The following is an 18,339-nucleotide window of genomic DNA, read 5'->3' as shown; positions in this document are numbered from 1 at the left end:
TCAGAAAGTACTACCTAGCCTTACTTCTAGCGGTTATTTGCTGTGGAACCTCTGCTACTTCTAAACCTCGAACCTTTGCCACTTATACCGAAGGTGTCGCGATGCGCGCTACTGCTTTGCTTGTTTCGTTTGCTGTTACTTCGTTGTTACCCACCGCCTATGCAGCCGCTAATGAACCTTCTGCAAACACACTCCAAACGCTAGAGCGGCAAACCCGCCAGCTTAACCGCGTGCACAGCGTGGTAGTGGCCTACGACGGTGAGATTATCCACGAGCTTCACCAAGGTGGGCCAGGGGTGGCGTCGCCTGCCAATATTAAGTCGCTGTCCAAAACGGTGCTGGCTGCCATTACTGGGGCGGCGATTGAAGCAGGCATCATTGAATCAACTGATCAACCCATGATGGAGCTGTTTGGCGAACATCTACCTAGCGGTATTGATCCACAAGTTGGTGACATTACCGTGGCGCACCTGCTCGCCCAGCAGGCGGGGCTTGAGCGCACTTCTGGCAGCAACTATGGCGCCTGGGTGGCCAGCGCCAACTGGGTGAACGATGCGATGACGCGCCCATTCGTGGATGAGCCGGGTGGGCAGATGCTCTACTCCACCGGCACCAGCCATCTACTTTCCGCCGCACTCACCCACGCCAGCGGCGAGACGACCCATTCCCTTGCCCAGCGCCTATTGGGTGATCCGCTTAATATCACCATTCGCCCCTGGCTACGCGACCCCCAAGGGATCTACTTTGGCGGCAACGATATGCAGCTCTCGCCACGAGCACTCATTGAGGTAGGCGAGCTGTATCGTAATGATGGCGTCGTAGTGAATGAAGCAGGAGGCGAGCAGCGCGTTCTGCCGGAGGGTTGGGTGGAAGAATCATGGCAACCGCGCGGTACATCGCGCTGGACAGGCGACGGATACGGCTATGGTTGGTTTATTACGCAGTTGGCAGGCGAAGACGTGTACTACGGACGTGGCTACGGCGGCCAGGCACTTTACGTTATTCCAGAGCGTGAGATGACCGTAGCGATCACCTCAGCCCCTAACCCACCCTCGCCGGGCGGGCAGTTCCAGCAGCGGTTAAACAGACTGGTAGAAGGTTTGTTAGCTGAAAATGATGAGTAGCACAGCCAGGTCGCGGGTGCGCTTACTCGCCTTTGTGGCCTAGGCTCATCAGGTAGAGCGCGGCTGCCAGTGCCAGCACTGAAAGCGCTAAGTAGATAGCTTCCAGGGGCGTGGCAAAACGGATATCCACCACGGCGCGGAAAAACTCAATGATCACCGCTAGAATCACCACCCGGGCGATTTTATCTTTCAGTTGGTCTAATGAAGCGACGTTAAACGGGTGGCGCAGATTACTCGCTTCGGCTTGGTCAATACGGGAGACAAACAGTCGGTAAACACCTAAGCCGAAAATCAGCAATACGATGGCAATCAGATAGATGTCCACCGCAATGATGATATCGGGCACCAGGCTGTCGTGAATGTCCTGGGTGCCACCCAATAGGTAGTAACCCATCACGTCGGCGACTACCTTGAAAATATCCACGGTACCGACGATAAACAGCATCAATGAACCCAATAAGCTGGGCACGACCGCCAGCATGACCAAAAAGCGCGAATTCCACAGCGCTGTTTCAATGCGTCGCTCCCAGCGATTCTGGCTCTCGGGGGGGTTAGGCGGCGGCGTTGAAACCGGATCAGTCATGGCATACTCCTGTTGTTATATAAAAGTTGTTATATCAGGCTCATCGTGATCAATACACAGGTGGCGACGAACAGCACGAACCCCAGCAGTAGCACGATACCATCACGGGCAACCAAGCCTAACCCCAGCAGGGTAAGCGCAAGCCCCGCTCCGTTGGCCGAAAAGGGAATAAACTCCATCGGCGGCATGGCCAAGGCAATCAATAAGCACATCAAGGCAGTTACCCGGATACCGATGTAGCCCGTCAGCCAAGGTAATCGCACCCGCAATAGTCCATCTATCCAGCGGGCAGGCTTTTTCATCAGCTGAATGCCTTTATCAAACTTTTGACGGGAGAGAGAGCGTTTTAGCAACCAACGGGGCAACCAAAACGCCTCACTTCCCGCTAGCAACTGCACGGAAACCAGCAATACCAATGCGGCCATTAAGGTCGGCATGCCGGGTATATCGCCAATGATCGGGGTGAGCGTGATCAGCCCGGCAACTAACAGCAGCGGCCCAAACGAGCGCCGCCCAACGGCGTGAACAACATCGTCAACGCTGACCCGCGAAGCATCCTGCTCCATACGCTCAATCGAGCTGATTAGATCCATTAAATTCGAGTCTTCGTTGCGGTTATGCATCGGGTTTACTGCGCTCCTCTACGTGCAGTTTGGTACGGATAAAATCGCTATGGCTAACATACAGTAAATCCGCCAAGCGACGAATACGGTGCTCTTCAAGCGGGTCAACGCTGCCATCGGCCCAGGCCAGCTGCCACATTTGCGCGACCAGCTCACAGCGCTGGTCGTAGTTATAGTGCTCTTTGATCAGGCTAACAAACTGGTAATGATCGACGGCCTCATCCACTTCTGCTTGTGCCAACGCCATCAGCTCTTCCACATCGCTTGCGCTTAGCCGGTAGCGCTCGGTAAGCATAAGGCGCAGCGCGGCAAGCTCTTCATTGGTGGTGTCGTAATCGGCGCGGACGATTTCACACAGCAGTGCTGCGGTGGCCAGTTCCAGGGTAAGCGTTTGATTTTCGCGCTGCTCGGGTTGCGCCAGCGAGCGCTGGAAGAAATCACTAATGGCGTTCAGCATAGGGGGCTCCTAGGTAGCTACAGCGTCGTCCTTACCTCAATCCTTCTTGGTAAGCTGCTCTCTTAACTGCTTGGGCACTTGCTTGATAATCAGGCGATCCTGAGTGGCATCGTACTCGATGCTTGAGCCCAGCAGGTGCGAATCAAAGCTAATCGAAACGCCACCCGCTCGGCCGGTAAAGCGGCGGAACTGGCTCAAGGTGCGCTTATCGGGAGGGATCTCCGGCGAGAGCCCGTAATCGGCGTTGCGAATATGGTCGTAAAAGGCTTTCGGCTGCTGTTCGTCCACCAGCCCAGAAAGCTCTTCCAAGGTCATTGGCTCGCCACGGCGAAGCTGTTCATTGGCGTAATCCACCAGCGTGTCGGTTTTTTCTCGGCTCACCTCGTCGTCGTAATCCTCTTTCTCGACGTAGTCGCTAAACGCTTTTAGCAGCGTGCGGGTTTCGGCCGGAGCATCGACGCCCTCTTCCATACCCAGCAATGCGACCAAACCCTCAGCGAGTTTTTTACCGCCGCGATCTTTGAGGAACGAGACATACTGGGCATTCGGTGCCTCGCTCTGCCATTGGGTAAGATTGATACGCGCCGCCAGGGTAAGCTGGCTGGTGTTGAGCTGGGCAGCAGGCACCGCGTGGTGGTCATCATTAATGCCAATCCCTTCGCGCTGGTGCACCAATGCCATCAGCAGCGTTTCAGTATCACCTTGGCGCTGGTGGCTGAACACTAAGTAACCACTTACTGACAACTGCTCCTGAAGCTGCTTGGCGAGCCGTTCAGCCAGTGCAACAGAAAGCTCAGCAAAGCTTTTATCGCCAGCAAAATAGTCGCGCAGCCACATGGCAAGCGGCCCTGCCTGTTCGCCCTCTTCGACAAAGCGCCCCCAGCCTTTGGGCTTGGTGTTGTAGGTGTCATTGAGCGCACCCACTAGGCTCGCCATCACCGAATCGTCACTGGGCGCTGCCTGCTCTGATTGAGGCGCAGCGGTTAGGGTTAGGCGCTCACCGTCAAGCGTCGGATCGAGGCGGTGCACAATACTTTGCAGTAGTGGCATAAAGGTCTACTAGCTTCCAGGGTTAAAAAAAGAGTCAGGGTTTGAGGCGGTAACCAGTTCGGAAAATCCAGCCAATGGCGACCAGGCAAGCCGCGAGAAAGAGGGCAATCATGCCCACACTCGCGGCAAGGCTTACATCGCTGATACCGTAAAAGCTCCAGCGAAAGCCGCTCACCAGATACACCACGGGGTTTGCCAGGGTAATGGTTTGCCAAAACGGCGGCAGCATATCAATGGAGTAGAAGCTGCCGCCCAAAAAGGTCAGCGGGGTGATCACTAACAGCGGCACCAGCTGCAGTCGGTCAAAGCCATCGGCCCAAATGCCGATGATAAAACCCAGCAGGCTAAAGGTGACAGCCGTCAGCACCAGAAAGAACAACATCCAAAACGGGTGGGCGATTTCCAACGGTACAAACAAGCCCGAGGTCGCCAAAATAATCGCCCCCAGCAGAATCGATTTCGAGGCCGCCGCCCCCACGTAGCCGATCACAATTTCTAAATGCGAGATAGGCGCCGACAACAGCTCGTAAATACTGCCAGAAAACTTCGGAAAGAAGATGCCGAAAGAGGCGTTTGAGACGCTCTGGGTGAGCAGCATTAGCATAATCAGCCCCGGCACAATAAAGGCGCCGTAGCTAACCCCGTTGACCTCACTGATGCGCGAGCCAATTGCGGCACCAAAGACGACGAAGTAAAGCGACGTGGAGATGACCGGCGAGACAATACTTTGCAGCAGCGTGCGGCGCGTGCGCGCCATTTCCGCCATATAAATAGCGCGAACGGGATGCAGGTTCATGCTCGCTCCTTAACCAAATCAACAAAAATATCTTCAAGCGAGCTTTGCCGAGTATTCAGATCTTTAAAGGTGACACCCTCTCGCTCAAGTGCGGTCAACAGCTCTGAAATAGCGTGACCGTCCTCTTCCTGGCTACCGTCATAGGTGTAGATCAGCTCATACCCTTCAGCGGCCAGGCTTAGCTCAAAGCGCTGCAGGTTTGCAGGTATCTCTGCCAGCGGGCTGTGCAGGTTCAGGGTTAGCTGTTTGCTGCCCAGTTTGCTCATTAACGCCGCTTTTTCTTCCACCAGCACCAGCTCACCGCGATTGATAACGCCGATGCGGTCGGCCATCTCTTCGGCTTCTTCGATGTAGTGGGTCGTCAAAATAATCGTCACGCCGTTATCGCGTAGCTGGCGCACCACTTCCCACATATCCCGGCGCAGTTCAACGTCGACCCCAGCGGTGGGCTCATCCAAAAACAGTATGCGCGGCTCGTGGGAAAGCGCTTTGGCGATTAGCACACGGCGCTTCATACCGCCGGAGAGCGTCATGAGCCGGTTGTTGCGCTTATCCCAAAGCGCCAGCGACTTAAGCACTTTTTCGATATGCGCAGGATTGGGCGCGTTGCCAAACAGACCACGGCTGAAACTGACGGTGTTCCAGACGGTTTCAAACGCTTCGTTGGTCAGCTCTTGGGGCACTAGCCCAATGCGCTCCCGGGCTTGGCGGTAGTGGGTAATATTATCGAACCCGTCTACCAACACATGACCAGCGGTGGGGTTAACCAAGCCGCAGACCACGCTAATCAACGTGGTTTTACCTGCCCCATTGGGGCCAAGCAGGGCAAATATCTCGCCGCGCTGGATGGTTAAATCGATATGGGTTAACGCCTGAAAGCCACCCTCGTAGGTTTTGTTCAGGCCGTTAATAGTAATAATCGGGTCGTTCAAGGCGTACTCCTCACGTTGCGGTCGAATGACCGCAACGCTTGACGGCCTTTTAGGCGCAATTAAGAGCGTTTGGTTAGGAAAAGTTAAGTGCGTTCGGTAATTTCCAGCAGGTGGTAGCCAAACTGGGTTTTCACCGGGCCGTGTACCTGGCCTACTTCGTCGTTAAAGACGACTTTATCGAACTCGGGCACCATCTGGCCGGGGCCAAAGCTGCCAAGGTCGCCGCCTTGACGGCTGGAGGGGCAGCTGGAGTGCTCTTTAGCGACTTCAGCAAAGTCACGGCCATTTTGAATTTCTTCTTTGAGTGCTAGGCACTGCTCTTCGCTGCTGACCAAAATGTGGCGGGCGCTGGCGCGTGTCATAGGTTGCTCCTAGTTAATGAAGTTCTGAGGGTCATTCGGGGCGATAGTTTACCACGGCTTACCCAAGGCTCCGCTATAACGCAACGCCTCGCCCACACGGGCCAAGGTGCGTTCGTGAGCGCTTACCGCCTCTGGCCCGCGAGTACAGGTGGCAATCACCCAGGGCCCTTGTGCCGTATCCACGTTAGTGCGCTGGGCTATACCGGCATCGCAGCTACGCCGCTGCTGAGTGCCGGTTTTATGAGCGAAGCTTATGCCGCTCCCCATACCTGCCTTAAGACGCTGTTTGCCGGAACTGGTTCGCTGCATAAGCGCCAACAACGTTTGCCGCTGCTCGTCATTTAAATCATCCATGGCACTTCCTTGTTGAACAGAGTGCAGGCTGGCAAGCAGGTCGCCAAAGGCGCTTAGGGTGCCCACGTTTTCACCACTGGCTTCGTAAGCATCAAACGCATGGTCGTAATCAGGCTGGGTGAAGGACGCCGTACTAACGTCTAGAACGCGGGCTAACGCCTGCCCACGCTGGCTCACCGAGTGCTGACGCAGGGCGATAAAGTCCATTCCGCCAAGCTCTCGCGCATCAGGGTGGAGTTCACCGTAAACGCCTTGGCGAACGCCGACCAACTTCGAGATAGGGCCGAGTTCATCGGGGTTGCCGCCGCTTGCGGCGATCATCGCACGGGCACGTGCGTTAACTGCCGCCAGCCCCACGCGGTCAATCAGCATATCGGTGGCGGTGTTATCGCTGACGGTAATCATCTGCTCCATCAAGTAACGGATAGAGATAGGCGTGCCGGGGTCGTGCCAATTAGTGGGGCCCGCGCCATCGACAAAGTCACTACGCGCAAGCGTTAACCGATCATCCAACGTCAGCGTGCCCGCCTGGCGCGCGGCGAGCACCTGTGCCGCCACCGGTATTTTAATCAGCGAGGCTAAGTACCAAGGATCGTCGGCGCGCCAGGAGTAGGCTTCGCCACTGGCAAGGTTCTGCACATAAACGCCCAATTCGCCCTCAAATACACCTTCGATAGCCTGTAGTCGCGCGGTTAAGTCGCCCTGCCAGGTGCTCTTTTTATCTATCTCATAGTACCAATTTGTATCGTACTCATCTGCATGAGCAGGGAGCGCTATAATCAGCGCTGCCGCCAGCCCACGTTGTATCCAGTGTCGCAAATCATAACTCCAGCAGTTATTAATCGCTTTTAGCGGTGGTTAGCCATCCAACGGGTCAACCAAATCCACCCCGCAGCGCCAAGTATTAACAGCCCGCCTACGCCAAGCGCCTGTGGATAGGTGTACATTCCCTCGCCTTCCCACAAAAAGCGCAGCACTAAAAAGATCATCACAATATGGAAAATAAACGCTTTAAGGGCATCTGAACCGACCATCGTCAGCGGCAAAAGTGCCTTGGCGGCTTTGGCGCCCCCGGCTAAAGCAAGGGCTAACAGCACCAGCGCACCGCCCAAGCTAAACAGCATAAACTCAAGCCCTGGCGGGTGTTTGCCTACGTTATTGGCCACGGCGAGCATTGCCGCATGCACATCGCCACTGGCAAATGCCAAGCCATAAAAGCCAGCGACCATTAGCGCCCCCAGCCCTAACAGGGCGAACACCAAGCGACGCCGCATGACAGGTTCAAAGTAGCAGCGCAGCAACGCTTCGCCGATGAGTAGGCCCACCAAAATCAACGGCGCGCGACTGATCTGCCCCCAGGTGTAATGGTCTTCATGATCCACCAGCAGCGCCTTCAGAATATCGTTGCCGCCAAACGTAAGGCTTTGCAGCCAAATAGTGAGTGCTGTTAATGCGCCAATGGTGGCGAGTCGACTCCAAAGCGGCGCCCGCGCCCAGAGCGGCAGAATCAGCGGCACCCAAAGCAGTGCGATGGCGTAGAAGCCTAAGATTTCGACCCAAATAGCAAAGCGTCCATAGAGCAACGCATCGACGATCTCGCTGGGCGAGTAGAACGGCAGCATTTCAATGACAAGGAGCGCTTTATACCAGAACCACACCTCTACAGCGCGCAGCCATAGCTTTAAACGACGCTTAGGCCAGTCATCGCTTTGAGTGTGGGAAAGAAACGCCACCGCCAGGGCAATGCCAAACACCACAATAAACAGCGAAGAGGAGAATTTAGTCAGAAAATGAACCGGCACCATCCCCCAATCGGGTACATTGCGAATGCCGACTAACCCACTGACTGAATGGCTAATAATCATCAAGCCGATGGCTATACCACGAGCCAAGTCAATCGCCGCTATACGGCCCTCGGCCTTGGGCAGTTGGGGCTTGTCTGTCCATTTTAGGGGCGACCAGTTCAGGGGCATCGAGACATCCTTGTGGGTAGCGTTCTCAAATTGTTAAGCGCGCCGATGCTTAACACCTTAGCGCGAAATTATATCGTGCGCTTTGGTTGATACTGTTAACGGCCACACACAAAGATGCCCCGCAGTTGGCGGGGCATCTGTCGACTCATCCTTGAGCCCGAGAAAAGTTATTCCTTAAAGATTGCAATTACCAGCCGGAATCATCCTCCTCTTCATCGGTGGCGGGTACTTCTTGCTCCTCTTCCTCTTCTTCGTAAGTGAATTCTTCCTCTTCCTCTTCATACTCAGTGCCTACATCCGGACCTTTATCTTGCTCAGTGTCGTAGCTGTTGTAGGTACCTTGATCATCCTGCGTCGTTTCTTCTTGCGGGGTCGGTTCTTCGTACTCGTCACTGCTGTCCACTTGAGCAAACGCAAGTGGGCTGGCCATCAGGCCAAATGATACACCTAGGATGCCAAGTTTCTTGAGAGATTCCGTCTTCATCATGATACTGCTCCTATCAAACGTTGCTACTTAAACATCTGTGCGAGCATCGCACTGGGTTTAATGGGTAAGAGCGTCAGATCGTCCTACCTGTTCCACTCTTACCTACTGCATTGCAGTGCCCGTGCCAGCCTGTGCCAATAGTTAACAAAAAGCATTGTTAAACAATTGCTTATATGTTTTAAAAACACACCAAACCTTTGATTTTATTAATAAAAACTAGCCTTATACTGTTTAAAATAGACACATGATCCCCGGTTAATCATGCAATCGGGGCAACAAAGTGAAAGTGACTTACTCGTAAGCCATTTCTTCGAGCTCTTTCCCGCGCGTCTCTTTGACGAAGTAGATAACAAAGAAGACCGAGGCAACGGCACTGATCGCATAAAACCCGTAGGCGCCGAACAAGCCAATAGATGCCAGCATGATAGGGAAGGTCATGGTGATACCGAAGTTGGCCAGCCACTGGAAAAGACCGGCAATCGCCAGCCCCGAGCCGCGCATTTGATTGGGGAACATTTCCCCCAGCATGACCCACATCACCGGCCCCCAAGAGGCGTTAAAAAACAGCACATAAAGGTTGGCGCACAGCAGCGCAAATACGCCCATGTCACTCGATAACTGTAGGCTGCCATCCACCATCGTCGCTGTAGAAAACGCATAGGAAAGGCACGCCAGTGTCCCCGCCATGCCAACCGAACCACCCCAAAGCAGCGGCTTGCGGCCAATTTTGTCGATCAGCGCAATGGCGAGCAGGCAGGCGCCAATACTCACGGCGCCAGAGATCACATTGATGAGTAGCGCATCGCCTTCGGAGAAACCCACTGACTGCCATAGCACTGCGCCATAGTAGAAAACGACGTTAATGCCCACCAACTGCTGGAAAACCGCCAAGCCAATACCCACCCAGACGATGCCATGTATCTTGCCCGTGGAACGGTTGATCACATCTTTCAACCGTGGCTTGTGATCTTGATCCAGGGTGGTATTAATTTCATCAATTTTGCTGCTGACATCACGCTCAGGCATTACTAACCCAAGCACACGGCGGGCTTCGCCCTGCTTACCAGTGCTGATCAGGTAGCGCGGGCTTTCAGGAATAAATAGCAATGCCACCAGGAAAACGGCAGCCGGTATCAGCTCAATCCAGAACATCCAACGCCAGGTCGCGAAGCCAAACCATAGTTCTGACATGGCCGAGCCCGCTACATAGGCCAAGACATAATTACTCAAAAATGCCATAAAAAGGCCAGAAATAATCGCCACCTGTTGAATAGTAGCTAAGCGTCCTCGGTAGGCCGATGGTGCTACCTCACTGATATAAGCCGGGGTCATGACACTGGCGGCGCCTACGGCAAGCCCACCGAGAATGCGATATATCACAAACTCCATAGAACTACCGGCAACGCCGGAGCCCCAGGCACTGATCAGAAAGAACACCGCCGCCACGATCAACAGAGTGCGACGGCCAAAGCGATCCGCCAGGCGACCCGCAAAGAAAGCACCGATCGCGCAGCCCAGTAGCATCGAGGCGACATTGAACCCCGTGCCCGCACTATCAGAGTTAAAAGAGGCCTGTAGGCCATCCACCGTGCCGTTGATCACGCCACTGTCGAAGCCGAACAGGAAACCGCCGATGGCGGCAATACAGCAAATCACCAGAATATACGATGAGCGGCTTAGCGTTCTTTGTGTTGTCATTATCTAGCTCCTTGGATTTGTTATTGAGCGTTGCTTTGCATATTGGTGGTTGGAAAATCGTCAGTGATATAGGGTGCTTTCGTGACGGGTTGAAGGTTGCTGCAACGCGCCATCAGGCAACCGCTTTCCATCGGCATCAAACGCGTGGAGTTGGGCCTGCTGGGGAGTGATAAAAAGCGTATCGCCATGGCTAAGATCGACATCGCCAGAGAGGCGGACGGTGAGCGGGCCGGTCTGCTCGCTATCTATATAGGCGAAAGCGTCAGCACCCAGCTTCTCGATGAATCGCACACGCCCTTTCCACTCGCCCTGCTCGCGGCTCACCTCTAGATGCTCGGGCCGTATGCCTAGCGTGGTGGCACCGTAAGCCGCCGCTAGGGCACCTTCGATCAAATTCATTTTCGGCGAGCCAATAAAACCCGCCACAAACAGCGTTTCGGGGCGTTGATAAAGCGCCATGGGCTTGCCCATTTGCTCAATCTTCCCGGCGTTCATCACCACAATGCAGTCGGCCAGGGTCATCGCCTCGACCTGATCGTGGGTGACATACACCATGGTGGTCTCGAGCCGTTGATGCAGTTCGGCCAACTCGACCCGCATGCGGTTGCGTAACGAAGCGTCCAGATTAGAGAGCGGCTCGTCGAACAGAAATACGCCGGGGCTGCGCACAATGGCACGGCCAATGGCCACCCGCTGGCGCTGCCCGCCGGAGAGCTCAGCAGGTTTACGCTCGAGCAGATCCTCAAGATTGAGCAAGCGCGCGGCCTCGGCCACTTTGGCTTCCCGCTCTTTGGTGGGCACTTTTGCCAGCCGCATGCCGAAGTCGATATTGCGAGCAACCGTCATGTGCGGGTAAAGCGCGTAGGACTGGAAAACCATGGCAATGTCCCGGTCACTCGGTTCGGCGGTGGTAACGTCTTCCCCGCCGATAGTGATCGTGCCCTGAGTCACGGTCTCCAGGCCCGCAATCATGCGCAGCAAAGTGGATTTTCCGCAGCCAGAAGGTCCAACCAGCACGGTGAAAGAGCCATCTTCGATATGCAGATTTAAATCAGGGATTACCGTGGTTTTGCCATGAAACGTCTTTTCGATGTCGCGTAGTGTTACTTCAGCCATGAGCTTATCTCGTCTCTGAAAGAGGGGCGCGGCGATAGCAAAACGCCTGGAAATCGGCGGGGGTGCCGCGTCCACTAATGTCGTGGGCGGCCATGCCTAAAAAATTGCCGGTGAAATAGCCGTGGGCACGACCACTGCCTTCGTCGGAAAGCAGGCCAGCATCTAACGCAGGACCAATCGATTGCCAGGGCTGATCTCCCTGGGCATAGCGAAAGCGCAGCTCGCGGGCATGGATATCCAGCCCAAGCCGAATCGTGGCATCAGGTTCAATGCGGATGCCTTGTTCGGCGATACTCAAGTTGCCGTTCGGCCAATCATCCAGGCAACTGATAATGCTAAGCACCTTGTCGCCTGCATCGTTCAAGGTCACCGCTAAATAATGGAACTTGAAGCGGTTGTAGTAGGCGATAAGCCCGGCAAACTGCTGAATATCCTCGGGTTCAAAGGTGAGTGTCGTTTCGGCACTGCAGTGGATGCTGTCCTGACGGCGCGCCACTAGCGCCTGCTCAAACCAGGAACCTACCGATTCACGGCCAAAAAGACGTAAGTAGCCAGGCCGTTCAGTGAGCGAAAACAGCCGTTCCGGATAGGGGGTACGCAGCCACTGAAACGCATCGGGCAGCGTTGCTGATTTGAAATCGTAGTGCTCTGCATGAGCAGGCAGCTTCTGCGTCACCCCACTCATCGCCACCTCTAACGCTGGTACATTGCCCTCATCAGCGAGCCGTAGCCAGCCATCTTCGCCCCACTCCACGCACTGAATAGCGGTCTCGCGCCCCATCGGCGATAGCCGGGTGCCTGTCAGAGGTCTACTGCATAAATGCACCAGATAAGTGTCACCTTCAGGGGAGTCGACCAAGTCTGCATGGCCAGCCCGCTGTAGCGGGTTTTCAGGATCATCTCGACTCGTCAGAAGTGGATTGTTGGGATGTACCTCGTAAGGGCCTGTCAGCGTTTTGGAACGCGCCATGGTCACCGCATGCTGGTAACCCGTGCCGCCCTCGGCCACCAAGAGGTGGTACCAACCATCGCGCCAGTAGAGATGCGAACCTTCTGTAAGCTTCATTTCGGTACCGGCGAAAATATTGGTGATATCGCCCACCAAGCGGCGTTGCTCAGGATCGTACTGTTGCAGCACTATTCCGCCGAAACGATCCCGCCCTTCGCGCTGGCGATAATCCCACTGCAGGTTGATCAACCACTTTCGGCCATCGGAATCGTGAAACAGTGAAGGGTCAAAGCCACTTGAATTCAGGTAGACCGGATCGCTCCAGGGCCCCTCGATACGCGGCGCTGTCACCACGTAATTATGTCCATCCTTGAAGTTCCCCTCATAACGTTTCATGTCGGTATAAACCAGCCAGAACAGCCCGTCGGCGTAGCTTAAGCAGGGCGCCCAGATTCCGCATGAGTCCGGATTGCCGCGCATATCTAGTTGGCTGGCACGGCTCAAGGGCCGTGTGACCAGCGTCCAGTTAGCCAAATCGCGGGAGTGATGAATCTGAACGCCTGGGTACCACTCAAAGGTCGATGTGGCCAAGTAATAGTCGTCGCCTACCCGACAAATAGAGGGGTCAGGATTGAACCCGGCCAGAATAGGGTTATGGATAACATCGTTCATTATGGATCCTCCTTTATCCCTTAACCGAGCCGCCGGTCAGGCCAGCCACGATGTACTTCTGGGCGGCGAGAAAGAAAATAACCGCCGGAATGATGGTCAAGGTCACGAAGGCCAGAATCATGTTCCACTGGGTCAGGTACTCCCCTTGGAACTGCATCATGCCCAGTGGCCAGGTGTAGATAGAGCGGTCGTTTAACACCACCAACGGCAGCAGAAAGTTATTCCAGCTCTGCACAAACACAAACACGCCCACGGTGGCCAGAATGGGGGTCGAGAGCGGCAGCGTGAACGACCAGAAGAAGCGCAAATAGCTGCACCCATCCACATAGGCCGCTTCAAACAGCTCTTTAGGCAGCTGGTCGAAGAAGGCCTTAAAGAGCAGGATGGCTAACGACAAACCAAATGCCGTCTGGGGCAGAATCACCGCCCAATAGGTATCCAGCAGGCCCAAATCCCGCACCTTGATAAACAGCGGCAAAATGGCCGCCGCGAAGGGAAACATCAGCCCCAGCAGCAGATAGGAGAGGATCATCTTGGCGCCGAAGAAGTGGATCTGCGAAAACACGTAAGCCGCAGCGGCCCCCACCACCAGGGTTAAAAACACCGTCATTAACGAGATGAAGAAAGAGTTACCCAAATAGCGCCAGAAATTGCCGTCCAGCAGGATGCCGATGTAATTGCCGGCATCCCAACTATCGGGCAGCCACAGCGGATTGGTGCGCAGCTCAGAATTGCCCTTAAAGCCACCGAAGAACGCCGCTAACAGGGGGCCGATCACCACGCTCGCTACCACGATCAGAATGATCACGCGCAGGGTGTTACGGGTAGTGATACTTTTCATGCCTTACTCCCCTTGCCGGTGGTGCGTTGGTAGAAGAAAGCAATTCCGATAGCGAGCACAAACAGCACAACCGCAGCGGCGCTACCAAAGCCAATATTGAGCCGTGAGAGACCGAAGCTGTACAGGTAGGTAACGATGGTATGAGTCGAGTTAGAGGGGCCGCCGTTGGTCATCGGGATGATAATGTCGAAGATCTGTAGCGAACCGATAATGGCAAAGAAACCACTCACCACGATGGCATGCTTAATCAGCGGGATTTGTACAAAAAGCGCCACTTGGCGAGGTTTAGCCCCTTCAAGCTTGGCGGCTTCAACCAGATCCTTGGGCACGCCCTGCAGGGCGGCAATGTAGATCATCATATGGAAACCAAAGTACTTCCAAACGATCACGGTCATAATCGCCGGAAACGCCCACTGGTGGTCGGCCAGTACATATACCGACTCCTGGCCCATGGCATGCAACAGCGAACTGGTAATGCCGTAGTCGCCGTCAAAAACAAAGCTCCAGATGAGCCCCGCGGCCACTTCCGCCAAGATGTAGGGCAGGAAAAACACCAGCCTAAACAGAGTATTGGTGGGCGTTTTACGGTACACCAACAGTGCTAACCCCAGTGCCAGGGGCATCTGAATCAGTAGTGATACCAGTATCAGTTTGGCGGTATTCCACAGCGCGGTATGAAACACCGAGTGATCGAGCAGGCGCTGATAATTTTGCGAGCCGACAAAGTCACTGGGCGCACCGTAGCCATTCCAGGAGAAACCGCTGTAATAGACGGCATCCGCTAGTGGCAGAATGACGAACAGCGAAAAAAGGATTAACGCCGGTGGAAGCAGGATTAATAGCGCGGTGAATTTACCGCTCACCAAACCTTTCTTCACCCGGTCAGCATTCCCTCTCCGCGGCACGGCGGTTCGGTCAAGCGTGGTCATGGCAAACTCCGAGCCAGAGCAAGAATAAGCACAAGCAGCATCGCTTGTGCCCTCACAAGAGATGGATCATCTAAATTGCCAGGCTTCTTCGACCCGGGCAGCGGCCTCTTCGGGCGTCACGACGCCTTGCGCTAAATCGCCGCTGATATCATTAATCGTCGCACCGACGGACGTACCCAGTGCTTGATCCAGAAACACCTGATGAAACTCAGACTCATCAAGAATTTCTGCAACGCGGCGGGCATAGGGCGTTTCAAGGGCTTCAGCTGAGCCCTCGGCAACCGGCACAAAGATGCCTGTCGCGGCGGCTTTACGCTGGTTGTCGGCATTGAGCAAAAAACGCAGGAAATCGACCGCTTCATCGGGCGCATCACGGGTGACAGCAAAACCGTTCATCCCGCCAAAACTCTGTGCGTTGCCCTCACCACCTTCGACCTCTGGAAAAGGGACAAACAGCAAGTCGTCATCCGGGACACCCTCTCCGCTGACTGAGCGCTGCTTGGAAGGCAGATAATCCCAGTCGCCCATCACGTGGAAGGCGGCCTCACCATCTCCAAACATGCCGCTGGCGCGCTCGTAGGAAGTGGCCATAAAGCCGGGCTGAAAAGGGTCAAGCTCAACCAGCGACTGCAGCATCTCGCCAGCGCGTACAAAGGGCTCGCCTTCAAAGCCGCCGTTTTCACCATTTTTCGCCGCTTCGATGCCCTCGCCACCGGCCAGGCGGGTGACTAAAGAGCCCCAATAGAAATGCAGCGGCCAGCCATCCTGGCCACCGACCACCAGCGGCGTTATGCCCTCTTCCCGCAGCACCATCACGGCGTTTTCAAAATCCTCCCAGGTCTTGATCGCTTGCGCATCAACTCCCGCCTTTTCTGTCAGGGCAGTGTTTGCCCAGATACCCACCACCGTGGCGTAGAGCGGCGCGCCATAGACGCGATCATCGAGGGTGAAGGCGCGCACTGCAGATTCTGGGTAGATATCCTGCCAGCCATCGCGCATCGGCTCGCTCAGGTCGCGGACAAACCCCGCATCCACCTGATCGCGCAACCCCTCACCGCCCCAGGTGTAATAGATATCCGGGCGCTGGCTGGACTGCAGCATGGTGGGCAGGCGCGTTTTGTACGCCTCGTTGGCAAGGTATTCGAACTCGACATTAACGTCGGGGTGCTCCGCCTCATAGGCGGCAACCACTTCCTCGTAGTAGCGTTTTTCAGCGCTACTGCTTTCAATCCTTAGTACCGTCACCGTGGTATCGGCGGCTGCGGTTACTGACCCCAAAGCAGCAACAGCGGCAACAACCAGCGCTAAGTGGCGAGGAAGTGAACAGGGCACGTTGTATTTGTTAGATACGTGCATGAAATTCTCCTAATGTTATTTTAAAGCTTGCTGTTGAATCATCCATCAAGCCCAGCCCGCGTCTACCGCCAACTCCTGAGCGGTGATGGCCTGGCTTTCGGCACTGGCTAAAAACAGCACCGCGGGGGCGATATGCTGGGGTTCAAGGCGCATTTTTAGGCACTGGCGTTGTTGAATGGCGACTTCGTCGCCGGGGCTAATCCACTTTTCGAGCTGCCGCTCGGTCATCACCGAGCCGGGCACCAGTGTATTAACGCGAATATTGTGCTCGCCCAGTTCCCGGGCCAGGCTGCGGGTCAAACCGTGCACGGCCGCTTTGGCAGTCACATAAGCAGGCAAACCACCTAACGCCATTTGCACGCTGACCGAGCCAAAATTAATGATCGAGCCACCGCCCGCTTGCATCATTTGTTCAGCTGCGGCCTGGGCAGCAAAGAACATCGGCCGCAGGTTGAGCGACATACGTTCATCCCAGTAAGCAACATCCACATCCTGCCAGGCGTGACGATCATCGCTGGCAGCATTGTTGACCAGGGTATGGATTGGCCCGAGATGCTGGCCGGTCTCGGCGATAACCTGCTGTAGGCTGGCCACATCGCGGATGTCGCAGTGGTGGTAGTGCGGTGCCTCGCCGGTCTCGACGTGGAGCTCTTCGACCAACGCCTCGCTGGCCTCATCGTTAATATCGACAAACACCACCCGCGCGCCCTGAAGGTGAAAGGCTCGGGTAAGCGAGGCGCCAATGCCGCTGCCGCCGCCGGTAATAAAGACCACACGCTGTTCAAGGCTTGTATAGCGCGCTGAGTGCTGATTCATATTGTTTCCCACCTCTCTCTTTTAGGCGTGCTTTAACCGCGTTTTAAATATCCACCCACTGCCCACCGGCAGCGGACGAGGCCAGCGCGCGGGTAATAAAGGTCAGGCCATCGACACCATCGGCTACCCCCGGTGTTTGCATCGCCAGCGACTCAGCGCGTTCACCCTGTTGATGGGCGTGAATTTGCACGGCGAAATCGCGATAGAGCTGGGCAAAGGCTTCGAGATAACCTTCCGGATGCCCCGGAGGGATTCGTGCAGCCACCATGGCGGCTTCGCCCAGACCAGGGCCGTTGCGGGTCAAGATCCGTGGCGGCTCTCCCAGTGGCGAATGCACTAGCTGATTGGGCGTTTCCTGGCGCCAGGCAAGGCCACCCTTGCTGCCATAAACGCGTAGCTGCAGACCGTTTTCGTTGCCCGGCGCGACTTGGCTAGACCACAGCATGCCCCGCGCGCCGCCCTTGAAGCGCAGCAGCATATGTACGTTGTCATCCAACGCTCGCCCTTCGACAAAGGTGTGCATATCGGCGGCGAGTGACTCCAGTTCCAGGCCGGTCACATAGCGCGCCAGGTGGTAGGCGTGAGTGCCGATATCACCCAAACAACCTGCCGGGCCGCTGCGTTTGGGATCGGTGCGCCACTCAGCTTGCTTGACGCCGCTCTCTTCCAGGCGGGTGGAGAGCCAATCTTGCGGGTACTCCACCTGGACGACGCGAAGATCACCCAGCTCACCGTTGGCCACCATCTCTCGCGCCTGGCGAACCAGCGAGTAGCCGGAATAGTTATGGGTTAAGCCGAAAAACAGCCCCGTCCGTTCCACCAGCTCGGCGAGGGTTTGCGCCTCTTCCAGGGTGATCGTCATCGGCTTGTCGCAGATGACGTGAAAACCCGCTTCTAAAAAGGTGCGCGCCACGTCGAAGTGCACATGGTTGGGGGTCACAATGGCGACCACATCGATACCATCCGAGCGCTTGCGCTCCGCTTCGGCCATGGTCTGGTAGTCGGGGTAAGCGCGTTCGGCGTCAACGTGCAGCTCCGCGGCGGCGGCCCGGCTGCGATCAGGGTCAGAGGCAAAGGCCCCGGCAACCAGTTCGAAATGGTCATCCAACCGCGCGGCGATGCGGTGCACCCCGCCGATAAACGCTCCTTGGCCACCGCCGACCATGCCCAGGCGCAGCCGACGCGGCGTGTCGTGTTGATTGCTCATGTCGTATTGCCCTC

The 18,339-nt window shown here is 55.7% G+C and carries 19 protein-coding genes; 1 reads left to right on the top strand and 18 read right to left on the bottom strand.

Annotation, left to right across the window (positions count from 1 at the left end; translation table 11 throughout):
• Nucleotides 1-101 precede the first annotated feature (101 nt).
• Nucleotides 102-1,124: a serine hydrolase domain-containing protein gene (locus tag HALTITAN_RS14250; protein WP_039859537.1), complete on the top strand. Its 1,023-nt coding sequence runs from the start codon at nucleotides 102-104 to the stop codon at nucleotides 1,122-1,124.
• Nucleotides 1,125-1,146: 22 nt separating this feature from the next.
• Here HALTITAN_RS14250 and HALTITAN_RS14245 read toward each other — a convergent pair whose 3' ends face one another.
• The 18 genes from HALTITAN_RS14245 to HALTITAN_RS14160 form a co-directional block, all read right to left on the bottom strand.
• On the bottom strand, nucleotides 1,147-1,707 hold the full coding sequence (locus HALTITAN_RS14245; RefSeq protein ID WP_009287524.1) for a YqhA family protein: 561 nt from the start codon (nucleotides 1,705-1,707) through the stop codon (nucleotides 1,147-1,149).
• 29 nt (nucleotides 1,708-1,736) lie between these two features.
• Nucleotides 1,737-2,330 (bottom strand): exopolysaccharide biosynthesis protein, encoded by a 594-nt coding sequence (locus HALTITAN_RS14240; protein WP_009287523.1) that lies wholly within the window; start codon nucleotides 2,328-2,330, stop codon nucleotides 1,737-1,739.
• Complete coding sequence (locus tag HALTITAN_RS14235; RefSeq protein ID WP_039859535.1) at nucleotides 2,323-2,787, bottom strand: tellurite resistance TerB family protein; 465 nt, start codon at nucleotides 2,785-2,787, stop codon at nucleotides 2,323-2,325. Before HALTITAN_RS14235 ends, HALTITAN_RS14240 begins: the two co-directional genes overlap by 8 nt.
• A gap of 36 nt (nucleotides 2,788-2,823) precedes the next feature.
• The gene (locus HALTITAN_RS14230; RefSeq protein WP_009287522.1) at nucleotides 2,824-3,837 is read right to left on the bottom strand and encodes a nucleoid-associated protein; all 1,014 of its coding nucleotides are present in this window, start codon (nucleotides 3,835-3,837) and stop codon (nucleotides 2,824-2,826) included.
• A 34-nt stretch (nucleotides 3,838-3,871) separates the two neighbouring features.
• Complete coding sequence (locus tag HALTITAN_RS14225; protein WP_009287521.1) at nucleotides 3,872-4,633, bottom strand: ABC transporter permease; 762 nt, start codon at nucleotides 4,631-4,633, stop codon at nucleotides 3,872-3,874.
• Complete coding sequence (locus tag HALTITAN_RS14220) at nucleotides 4,630-5,565, bottom strand: ABC transporter ATP-binding protein (RefSeq protein ID WP_039859534.1); 936 nt, start codon at nucleotides 5,563-5,565, stop codon at nucleotides 4,630-4,632. The genes HALTITAN_RS14225 and HALTITAN_RS14220 overlap by 4 nt, the downstream gene beginning before the upstream one ends.
• Before the next feature lie 83 nt (nucleotides 5,566-5,648).
• On the bottom strand, nucleotides 5,649-5,927 hold the full coding sequence (locus tag HALTITAN_RS14215; protein WP_007112840.1) for a peptidylprolyl isomerase: 279 nt from the start codon (nucleotides 5,925-5,927) through the stop codon (nucleotides 5,649-5,651).
• Nucleotides 5,928-5,975: 48 nt separating this feature from the next.
• Entirely contained in the window at nucleotides 5,976-7,100 is a 1,125-nt protein-coding gene (locus HALTITAN_RS14210; protein ID WP_039859532.1) for a serine hydrolase, read from the bottom strand.
• A 29-nt stretch (nucleotides 7,101-7,129) separates the two neighbouring features.
• On the bottom strand, nucleotides 7,130-8,254 hold the full coding sequence (locus HALTITAN_RS14205) for a heparan-alpha-glucosaminide N-acetyltransferase domain-containing protein (RefSeq protein ID WP_009287520.1): 1,125 nt from the start codon (nucleotides 8,252-8,254) through the stop codon (nucleotides 7,130-7,132).
• A gap of 187 nt (nucleotides 8,255-8,441) precedes the next feature.
• Nucleotides 8,442-8,741 carry a hypothetical protein gene (locus tag HALTITAN_RS14200; RefSeq protein ID WP_085947154.1) on the bottom strand — a complete coding sequence of 100 codons (300 nt, stop codon included), beginning with the start codon at nucleotides 8,739-8,741 and terminating at the stop codon, nucleotides 8,442-8,444.
• A gap of 291 nt (nucleotides 8,742-9,032) precedes the next feature.
• Nucleotides 9,033-10,439: a sugar porter family MFS transporter gene (locus tag HALTITAN_RS14195; protein WP_009287519.1), complete on the bottom strand. Its 1,407-nt coding sequence runs from the start codon at nucleotides 10,437-10,439 to the stop codon at nucleotides 9,033-9,035.
• A gap of 60 nt (nucleotides 10,440-10,499) precedes the next feature.
• Nucleotides 10,500-11,555: an ABC transporter ATP-binding protein gene (locus tag HALTITAN_RS14190; RefSeq protein WP_039859531.1), complete on the bottom strand. Its 1,056-nt coding sequence runs from the start codon at nucleotides 11,553-11,555 to the stop codon at nucleotides 10,500-10,502.
• 4 nt (nucleotides 11,556-11,559) lie between these two features.
• Entirely contained in the window at nucleotides 11,560-13,176 is a 1,617-nt protein-coding gene (locus HALTITAN_RS14185) for a glycoside hydrolase family 43 protein (RefSeq protein ID WP_039859530.1), read from the bottom strand.
• Between the two features lie 13 nt (nucleotides 13,177-13,189).
• Complete coding sequence (locus tag HALTITAN_RS14180) at nucleotides 13,190-14,017, bottom strand: carbohydrate ABC transporter permease (protein ID WP_009287518.1); 828 nt, start codon at nucleotides 14,015-14,017, stop codon at nucleotides 13,190-13,192.
• On the bottom strand, nucleotides 14,014-14,946 hold the full coding sequence (locus HALTITAN_RS14175) for a carbohydrate ABC transporter permease (protein ID WP_009287517.1): 933 nt from the start codon (nucleotides 14,944-14,946) through the stop codon (nucleotides 14,014-14,016). The genes HALTITAN_RS14180 and HALTITAN_RS14175 overlap by 4 nt, the downstream gene beginning before the upstream one ends.
• A 66-nt stretch (nucleotides 14,947-15,012) precedes the next feature.
• Nucleotides 15,013-16,302, bottom strand: coding sequence for an ABC transporter substrate-binding protein (locus HALTITAN_RS14170; RefSeq protein ID WP_009287516.1), 1,290 nt, complete (start codon nucleotides 16,300-16,302; stop codon nucleotides 15,013-15,015).
• A 45-nt stretch (nucleotides 16,303-16,347) separates the two neighbouring features.
• Nucleotides 16,348-17,118, bottom strand: coding sequence for an SDR family NAD(P)-dependent oxidoreductase (locus tag HALTITAN_RS14165; RefSeq protein ID WP_039859529.1), 771 nt, complete (start codon nucleotides 17,116-17,118; stop codon nucleotides 16,348-16,350).
• Nucleotides 17,119-17,161: 43 nt separating this feature from the next.
• Complete coding sequence (locus HALTITAN_RS14160) at nucleotides 17,162-18,325, bottom strand: Gfo/Idh/MocA family protein (protein WP_039859528.1); 1,164 nt, start codon at nucleotides 18,323-18,325, stop codon at nucleotides 17,162-17,164.
• Between the last annotated feature and the right edge of the window lie 14 nt (nucleotides 18,326-18,339).

It is taken from the genome of Vreelandella titanicae BH1 (genome assembly GCF_000336575.1).
Lineage (GTDB): Bacteria > Pseudomonadota > Gammaproteobacteria > Pseudomonadales > Halomonadaceae > Vreelandella > Vreelandella titanicae.
This window is presented reverse-complemented; position numbering and strand designations above follow the sequence as displayed.

Excerpts from the sequence above, each read along its gene's own strand:
- HALTITAN_RS14250 (WP_039859537.1), top strand. The coding sequence starts at position 102 with ATGCGCGCTACTGCTTTGCTTGTTTCGTTTGCTGTTACTTCGTTGTTA.
- HALTITAN_RS14245 (WP_009287524.1), bottom strand. The coding sequence starts at position 1,707 with ATGACTGATCCGGTTTCAACGCCGCCGCCTAACCCCCCCGAGAGCCAG.
- HALTITAN_RS14240 (WP_009287523.1), bottom strand. The coding sequence starts at position 2,330 with ATGCATAACCGCAACGAAGACTCGAATTTAATGGATCTAATCAGCTCG.
- HALTITAN_RS14235 (WP_039859535.1), bottom strand. The coding sequence starts at position 2,787 with ATGCTGAACGCCATTAGTGATTTCTTCCAGCGCTCGCTGGCGCAACCC.
- HALTITAN_RS14230 (WP_009287522.1), bottom strand. The coding sequence starts at position 3,837 with ATGCCACTACTGCAAAGTATTGTGCACCGCCTCGATCCGACGCTTGAC.
- HALTITAN_RS14225 (WP_009287521.1), bottom strand. The coding sequence starts at position 4,633 with ATGAACCTGCATCCCGTTCGCGCTATTTATATGGCGGAAATGGCGCGC.
- HALTITAN_RS14215 (WP_007112840.1), bottom strand. The coding sequence starts at position 5,927 with ATGACACGCGCCAGCGCCCGCCACATTTTGGTCAGCAGCGAAGAGCAG.
- HALTITAN_RS14205 (WP_009287520.1), bottom strand. The coding sequence starts at position 8,254 with ATGCCCCTGAACTGGTCGCCCCTAAAATGGACAGACAAGCCCCAACTG.
- HALTITAN_RS14200 (WP_085947154.1), bottom strand. The coding sequence starts at position 8,741 with ATGATGAAGACGGAATCTCTCAAGAAACTTGGCATCCTAGGTGTATCA.
- HALTITAN_RS14195 (WP_009287519.1), bottom strand. The coding sequence starts at position 10,439 with ATGACAACACAAAGAACGCTAAGCCGCTCATCGTATATTCTGGTGATT.
- HALTITAN_RS14190 (WP_039859531.1), bottom strand. The coding sequence starts at position 11,555 with ATGGCTGAAGTAACACTACGCGACATCGAAAAGACGTTTCATGGCAAA.
- HALTITAN_RS14185 (WP_039859530.1), bottom strand. The coding sequence starts at position 13,176 with ATGAACGATGTTATCCATAACCCTATTCTGGCCGGGTTCAATCCTGAC.
- HALTITAN_RS14180 (WP_009287518.1), bottom strand. The coding sequence starts at position 14,017 with ATGAAAAGTATCACTACCCGTAACACCCTGCGCGTGATCATTCTGATC.
- HALTITAN_RS14175 (WP_009287517.1), bottom strand. The coding sequence starts at position 14,946 with ATGACCACGCTTGACCGAACCGCCGTGCCGCGGAGAGGGAATGCTGAC.
- HALTITAN_RS14170 (WP_009287516.1), bottom strand. The coding sequence starts at position 16,302 with ATGCACGTATCTAACAAATACAACGTGCCCTGTTCACTTCCTCGCCAC.
- HALTITAN_RS14165 (WP_039859529.1), bottom strand. The coding sequence starts at position 17,118 with ATGAATCAGCACTCAGCGCGCTATACAAGCCTTGAACAGCGTGTGGTC.
- HALTITAN_RS14160 (WP_039859528.1), bottom strand. The coding sequence starts at position 18,325 with ATGAGCAATCAACACGACACGCCGCGTCGGCTGCGCCTGGGCATGGTC.